The sequence below is a fragment of the Streptomyces sp. genome (genome assembly GCF_036524955.1).
In the GTDB taxonomy this organism is placed as follows: domain Bacteria; phylum Actinomycetota; class Actinomycetes; order Streptomycetales; family Streptomycetaceae; genus Actinacidiphila.
This window is the reverse complement of record NZ_DATDBG010000288.1, coordinates 19,778-27,582: the sequence shown is the minus strand read 5'-3', so window position 1 is coordinate 27,582 and position 7,805 is coordinate 19,778. Positions and strand designations below refer to the sequence as shown.

The window sequence follows — 7,805 nt, the reverse complement described above, 5'->3', positions numbered from 1 at the left end:
CGCCTCGTCGAACAGGTCACCGCCCGGCCCGGCGCGCCCGTCGGCGACCTGGACCTCCTCTCGGACGCCGAACGCCACTGCGTCGTCGCCGAATGGAACGCCACCGACAGGCAGTGGCCCGACGGCCTGGTCCACAGTTGCGTCGAGGAGCAGGTCCGCCGTGCCCCCGCGGCCGAAGCCGTCCGGTACGCCGGCACCTCCCTCAGCTACGCCGAGCTGAACGAGCGCGCCAACCGCCTCGCGCACCTGCTGCGCGGCCACGGCGTCGGCCGGGACGTCCTCGTCGGCGTCGCCATGGAACGCTCCCTCGACCTCGTCGTCGCGCTGCTCGCCACCCTCAAGGCCGGCGGCGCGTACGTACCCCTCGACCCCGACCTGCCGCCCGCCCGGCTCGCCGCCATCGCCGAGGACGCCCGGCCTGCGGTGGTGCTCACCCACGGCGCCCTGGCCGGCCGGCTGCCCGCCCTGGACTGTCCGGTGCTGCGGGTGGAGGACCTCACCGCGCAGCTGGCCGCGCAGTCCCCGGCCGACCCCGGTGTCGCCGTGGACGGCGAGGACCTGGCGTACGTCATCTTCACCTCCGGCTCCACAGGCAGGCCCAAGGGCGTGATGAACGTCCATGCCGCCCTGCGCAACCGGCTGCTGTGGATGCAGGACGCCTACGGCCTGGACGCCGGCGACCGGGTGCTGCAGAAGACACCGTTCTCCTTCGACGTGTCGGTGTGGGAGTTCTTCTGGCCGCTGATGACCGGCGCCGCCCTCGTCGTGGCCCGGCCCGGCGGGCACCGCGACAGCGCCTATCTCGCCGACACCATCGCCACCGAGCGGATCACCACCGTCCACTTCGTGCCGTCCATGCTCCAGCTCTTCCTCGCCGAACCCCCGCACAAGTCCGCCGGCCTGCGCCGCGTCTTCTGCAGCGGCGAGGAACTGCCCCGCGCCCTCCACGACCGCTTCCTCGACCTCCACCGGGCCGAACTGCACAACCTTTACGGCCCGACCGAGGCCGCCATCGACGTCACCGCCTGGCACTGCCGTCCCGGGGCCGACCCCCGCCCGGTGCCCATCGGCCATCCCATCGCCAACATCCGCATGTACGTCCTGGACCGCCACGGGCGCCCCGTCCCGGCCGGTGTCCCCGGCGAACTGTGCATCGGCGGCCGGGGTCTGGCCCGCGGCTACCTGAACCGCCCGGACCTGACCGCCGAGCGCTTCACGGACGACCCCTTCGTGCCCGGCGCCCGCATCTACCGCACCGGCGACCTCGCCCGTCACCGCGCCGACGGCGCCCTGGAGTTCCTCGGCCGCCTCGACCACCAGGTCAAGCTCCGCGGCCAGCGCCTCGAACTGGGCGAGATCGAGGCCGTCCTGACCCGGCACGGCACCGTACGCGAAGCCGTCGTGGTCGCCCGCGAGCACGCCCCCGGTGACGTACGCCTCGCCGCCTACGTCACCGCGGTGGGCGCCGCCGCGCCCGCCGCCGGCGATCTGGCCGCCCACCTGCGCGAGCACCTGCCGGAGTACATGATCCCGGCCTCTTTCACCGTGCTGGACGCACTGCCGCTGACCTCCAGCGGTAAGACCGACCGCAAGGCCCTGCCCGAGCCGCGCATCGACCGCGCCGACCTGGGGACCCGGTTCGTCGCGCCCCAGGACGAAACGGAGCACGCGCTCGCCGAGATGTGGCGCGGCCTGCTGGGCGTCGAGCACGTCGGGGTACGGGACAACTTCTTCGACCTCGGCGGCCACTCCCTGCTCATGGCCGAGTTCCGGGCCGGCCTGGCCGCCACCCTCGGCCACGAGCTGACCATGGTCGAGCTGTTCCAGCACCCCACCATCGGATCGCTGGCGGTGTACCTCGGCGGCTCCCGTACCGGGCCCGAGACCGCCGCGCACGGCGCCAGGCAGCGCGCAGAGAACCGTCGTCAGTCCCGCAGCCGGCGGCAACAGGCGGCCGAACGCCGGGCTTCCTCCCGCGGAGACAGGTGATCGAAGTGTCACAGCCACAGCAGGACCAGGACCAGGACCAGGACCAGGATCTCGACCGTGTCGCCATCATCGGCATGGCCGGCCGCTTCCCCGGCGCCGGCGATGTGGAGACCTTCTGGACCAACCTCGAACAGGGCCGGGAAGGCATCACCGTCTTCTCCGACGAGGAACTTTCCGCCGCCGGCGCCGACCCGGCGCTCCTGGCCCGCGAGGGCTACGTCAAGGCCAAGGGCGTGCTGGACGACGCCGACCTGTTCGACGAGGGCTTCTTCGGCTACAGCCCCCGCGAGGCCGAACTCCTCGACCCCCAGCACCGGGTCTTCCTGGAGTGCGCCTGGCACGCTCTGGAATCGGCCGGCGTCGACCCGACACGCTTCGACGGCCGCATCGGGGTCTTCGCCGGCGCCGGCCTCAACACGTACCTGCTGTTCAACCTCATGAACAACCAGCGGGTCCTGGACGCGACCGGCATGTACCAGGTCGCCCTCGCCTCCGACAAGGACTTCCTGGCCACCCGCGCCGCCTACAAGCTCGACCTCACCGGCCCGGCCGTCACCGTCCAGACCGCCTGCTCCACCTCCCTGACCGCCGTGCACCTGGCCTGCCAGAGCATCGTGAACGGCGAGTGCGACATCGCCCTGGCCGGCGGTGTCGCCGTGACCTCCCCGCTGCGCGGCGGCTACCAGTACGAACCCGGCGGCATCCTCTCCCCGGACGGCACCTGCCGCGCCTTCGACGCCGACGCCGCCGGCACCGTCGCGGGCAACGGCGTCGGCGTCGTCGTCCTGCGCCGCCTCGCCGACGCCCGGGCCGACGGCGACAGGGTCGACGCGGTCATCCTGGCCACCGCCGTCAACAACGACGGCTCCCTCAAGGCCGGTTACACCGCGCCCAGCGTCGACGGCCAGGCCGAGGTCGTCGCCGAGGCCCTGGCGCTGGCCGACGTCGATCCCACCACCGTCGGCTACGTGGAGACCCACGGCACCGGCACCCCGCTCGGCGACCCCATCGAGATCGCCGCCCTCACCCGCGCCTTCCGCGCCGGCACCGACGACCAGGGCTTCTGCGCCATCGGGTCGGTCAAGAGCAACGTCGGCCACCTCGACGCCGCCGCCGGCGTCACCGGCCTGATCAAGGCCGCCCTCGCCCTCAAACACGAGGCCATCCCACCGACCCTGCACTGCGAGCGGCCCAACCCCGGCCTGGAGTTGGAGACCAGCCCGTTCTACGTCAACACCGAACTGCGCGCCTGGCCGCGCAAGGAGGAGCCGCGCCGAGCCGGCGTCAGCTCCTTCGGTATCGGCGGCACCAACGTCCACGTCGTGCTGGAAGAGGCCCCCGCCGACCAGCCGGCCGCCGCCGCCGGCGACGGCGACCGGCCGACCGGGACGGCCACGACCGAGCCCCCGGCCCGGCTGCTGCCGCTGTCCGCGAAGTCCGCGCCCGCGCTCGCCGAGGCTGCCGCGCGCCTGGCCGACCACCTCGAAGCCGAGCCCGACACCCCGCTCGACGCCGTTGCCCACACCCTGGCCCGCCGCCGCGCCCAGTTCCCCCACCGCCGGGCCGCCGTCGCCCGCACCACCGAGGAGGCCGTCACCGCGCTGCGGCGGCTGGCCGACGACGCGGCCGTCGCCGCCGCGGCACCCGACAGCGCCCCGGTCGCGTTCCTCTTCCCCGGGCAGGGCGCCCAGTACCCCGGCATGGCCCGCGGCCTGCACGCCCGCGAACCCGTCTTCGCCGCCGAGTTCGACCGCTGCGCGGACCTGTTCGCCCCGCACCTGGGGGAGGACCTGCGCACCCTCGTCCTCGGCCCGGACGAGCCGCGGACCGCGCAGGAGGCCGCCGAACGGCTGCGTCAGACCCGCATCGCCCAGCCCGCGCTGTTCTCCGTCGAGTACGCCCTTGCCCGGCTGTGGCAGTCCTGGGGCGTCCAGCCGCGCGCCATGGCCGGCCACAGCATCGGCGAGTACGTCGCCGCCTGCCTGGCGGGCGTGTTCTCCCTGGAGGACGCCGTACGCCTCGTCGCCGCCCGCGGCCGACTCGTCCAGGACATGCCCGAAGGCGCCATGCTCAGCGTCTTCCTCGGCGAGGAGGAGACCGCCGCCCGGCTCGGCGACGGCCTGACCGTCGCAGCCGTCAACTCCACCGCCCTCACCGTGGTCTCCGGCACCGCGGAGGCCGTCGACGCCCTCGAACAGCGACTCAAGGACGAAGGCGTGGGCTGCCGCCGGCTCCACACCTCGCACGCCTTCCACTCGCCCGACATGGACGCCGCCGTCGCCCCCTTCACCGACGTGGTCCGCGACGTCGCCCTGCACACGCCCGAGATCCGGTTCTTCTCCAACGTCACCGGCACCTGGATCACCGGCGAGCAGGCCACCAGCCCCGAGTACTGGGGGACCCACCTGCGGCAGCCGGTACGGTTCAGCGACGCCCTGGACGTGCTGCTCGCCGACCCAGCGCTGGTGCCGCTGGAGGTCGGGCCCGGCCAGAACCTGACCAGCTTCATCCGCGCGCACCGCGCCTGGACCGACGGCAGGACCGCCGCCGGATCGCTGCGCCACCCCGGCGACCGCACCGACGACTCCTCGTACCTGCTGGCGAGCCTGGGCACCGTGTGGAGGGCCGGCGCCACCGTCGACTGGGCCGCCGTCCACGGCCCCGCCCGCCACCGGCTGGTCCGGCTGCCCGGATACGCCTTCCAGCGCCGCCGCTACTGGGTCGAACCCGCCGAGCCCGCCCGCCGTACCCCCGAGGCGGCGTCAGCCGCCGCATCACCCGCCGACTGGTTCCACACCTCCGGCTGGAAACGCCTCCTCCTGCCGGCCCGGCCCGCCGCCCCCACCGGCGACACCTGGGTGGTGCTCGGCGCCGGCCTCGGCCTCGGCGACGCCCTCGCCGACCAGCTGGCCGCCGCCGGCGACCACGTCGTACGCGTCACCGCCGGGACCGACCTGGCTGGCGCGGGCGACGCCTGGACCGTGGACCCGGCCGACCGCGACCACCTGACCGCGCTCGTCTCGTCCCTGGCCGCGCCCCCCGTCGCGGCCGGGGACGGGCGGCGCATCCGCTTCGTCCACCTGTGGAGCACCGCCGCCGACCCCGCCGGCGACCCCCCGCCGCTGCAACGGCCCACCTCCGAAGGCCTCGACGCCGCCCGCCGCACCGGCTTCGACAGCCTCCTCGCCCTCGCCCAGGCCCTGTCCTCCGGCGAGCGCCCCGCCGTGCCCGTCACCATCGACGTGCTGTGCCGCGGCGTGTACGACGTCACCGGCGACGAACCCCTGCGGCCCGAACACTCCCTGCTGCTCGGCGCGGCCACCGTCATCCCGCAGGAGACCGCCGACACCTCCTGCCGCGTCCTGGACGTCACCGGCATCGACCCCCGCGCCCCCCACGACGACGGCCTGCGCGCTCTGCTCACCGCCCTGACCGGCACCGCCGCGGACCAACCCGAACTCGCCCTGCGCGGCCGCCACTGGTGGAGCCGCACCTTCGACGGCGCCCCGCTCGCGGCCGACGGCACCGGCCTGCGCGGCGGCGGCGTCTACCTGATCACCGGCGGCCTCGGCGGCATCGGCCTGGCGATGGCCGAGCACATCGCGGCCGCCGCCGACCGCCCCGTGCTCGGCCTGCTCGGCCGCTCCGCGTTCCCGCCGCCCGCCGACTGGGACACGTGGCTGGCCGCCCACGACGCGGACGACCCCACCAGCACCCGCATCCGCCGGCTGCGGCACCTGGAGGACCTCGGCGCCCGCGTCCTCGTACTCCACGCCGACGTCACCGACGAGGAGCAGACCCAGCGGGCCGTCCGCGAACTGCGCGCGAGCGCAGGGCCCCTGAACGGCGTCGTGCACGCCGCCGGCAGCCCCTCCCAGGGGATGATCGTCACGAAGTCCCCGGCCGACGCCGACCGGGTGCTCGCCGCCAAGACCCACGGCGTACTCGTCCTGGACCGGGCCTGCCGCGACGACGACCTGGACTTCATGCTGCTGTGCTCCTCGGTCACCGCGGTGCTCGGCGGCCCCGGCCAGAGCGACTACGCAGCCGCCAACGCCTTCCTCGACGCGTTCGCCCAGTGGAAACGCCGCGAGACCGCCGTGCCGGTCACGGCCGTCGGCTGGGACACGTGGCAGGAGGTCGGCATGGCCGCCGGCCTCGGCGCCCGGTTCGGCGCCGAGACGGGCACCCCGCTCACCGGCCATCCCCTCATCCAGCGCCTGGTCCGCACCACGCCCACGTCCCGTACGTACGCCACCGTCTTCAGCACCGCCGAGAGCTGGATCGTCGGCGACCACCGCATCCAGGACCACGGCCTGGTCCCGGGCACCGCCTACCTCGAACTGGTCCGGGCCGCCGTCGCCGAGCAGGCCGCCGGGCGGGGCATCGAGATCGGCGACGTGCAGTACATGATCCCCGTCGTGGTCCCCGACGGGCAGACCCGCGAGGTCTTCACCACCGTCGAGGAACGCGACGGCCGGTGGCACTTCGCCGTGCAGAGCCGCACCGGCGCGGCCGGGGCCGTCACCTGGACCGACCACGCACGCGGCACCGTCGCCTTCTTCGAGCCGGAGCCCGACACCGTACGCGACCTGGACGAACTCCTGGCCGGCTGCGGCGTCACGGAGGTCCTGGACACCGAGGAGTCGATCAAGCTCGGGCTCCGGCTGGATCGGTTCCAGAAGGGCGGCCCGATCGAGTTCTCCTTCGGGCCCCGGTGGAAGTGCATGCGCGAGATCCAGGTCGGTCCGCGGCGGGTGATGGCCACCTTGCGGCTCGACGACGAATACCACGGCGACCTCGACCACTATCTGCTGCACCCGGCGCTGCTCGACGCGGCCGGGGGCACCGCCCGCGTCCACGTCCCCGACACCTACTACCTGCCGTTCAGCTACCGCAGCCTGCGCTTCCACCACGGCTTGACCGGCACCATCCACGCCTACGTCGAGCTGAAGGAGTCGGTGGACTCCGGGGGCGAGACCAGCACCTGCGACATCGAGATCCTCGACCCCGACGGCCGGGTCCTGGTCCGTATCGGGGACTTCACCATCAAACGCATCAACGACCTGGAGGGCCTGCGCGACCAGATCGCCCGCGCCGCGGAGCCGCCCGCGCGGGACCAGGGCGGGGACCCGGGCGAGGACGGTGCCGGCGAGCCGGCCGGCGTCGGCGTCCTGCGCACCCTCGCCGAGGGAATCACCGAGCAGCAGGGCAAGGACGTCTTCGCCCGCCTCCTCGCCGCCCCGGACCTCCCCGGCCACCTCGTCGTCTCCCGCCGGGACTTCACCGCCGTACGCGCCCTGGCCCGCTCCCTGACCCCGGAGCTCCTCGCCCAGGAGATGGACCAGTTCGCCCCGCCCGGCGCCACCCACCCCCGCCCCGACCTGCCGACTCCCTACGTGGCGCCCCGCACCCCCAGCGAACACGCCATCGCCGACGTCTGGCGGGAGATCCTGGGCGTGGACCGGGTCGGCGTCGACGACGACTTCTTCGCCCTGGGCGGGCACTCCCTGGCCGCCGTGCAGATCGGCACCCGGCTGAAGTCCCGGCTCGGCACCGAACTCGACCTGCGCGCCTTCTTCGACCACCCCACCGTCGCCCACACCGCGCAGCTCCTGGACTCCGGCAGCGGCGGCGCCCCGGCCACCGGCCCGGGCGGCACCATCGAAGTCCTGGCCCGCGACGACGACGCCCCCGGCGCGGACCTCGACGCCCTCGCGGACCTCACCGACGAGGAAGTGGAAGCCCAGCTGCGCGAGCTGCTGGCCGCCGAGGGGGGCCAGGCGTGAGCGACGCACATGCGGCCGCCGGGCCGC

2 protein-coding genes are annotated in these 7,805 nt (G+C 74.4%); both read left to right on the top strand.

Annotated features, from left to right (window positions below):
• On the top strand, positions 1-1,989 hold a 1,989-nt coding region (locus VIW71_RS23070), incomplete at its 5' end, for a non-ribosomal peptide synthetase (protein ID WP_331624449.1).
• A gap of 5 nt (positions 1,990-1,994) precedes the next feature.
• On the top strand, positions 1,995-7,778 hold the full coding sequence (locus VIW71_RS23065) for an SDR family NAD(P)-dependent oxidoreductase (protein ID WP_331624447.1): 5,784 nt from the start codon (positions 1,995-1,997) through the stop codon (positions 7,776-7,778).
• The last annotated feature ends 27 nt before the right edge of the window (positions 7,779-7,805 follow it).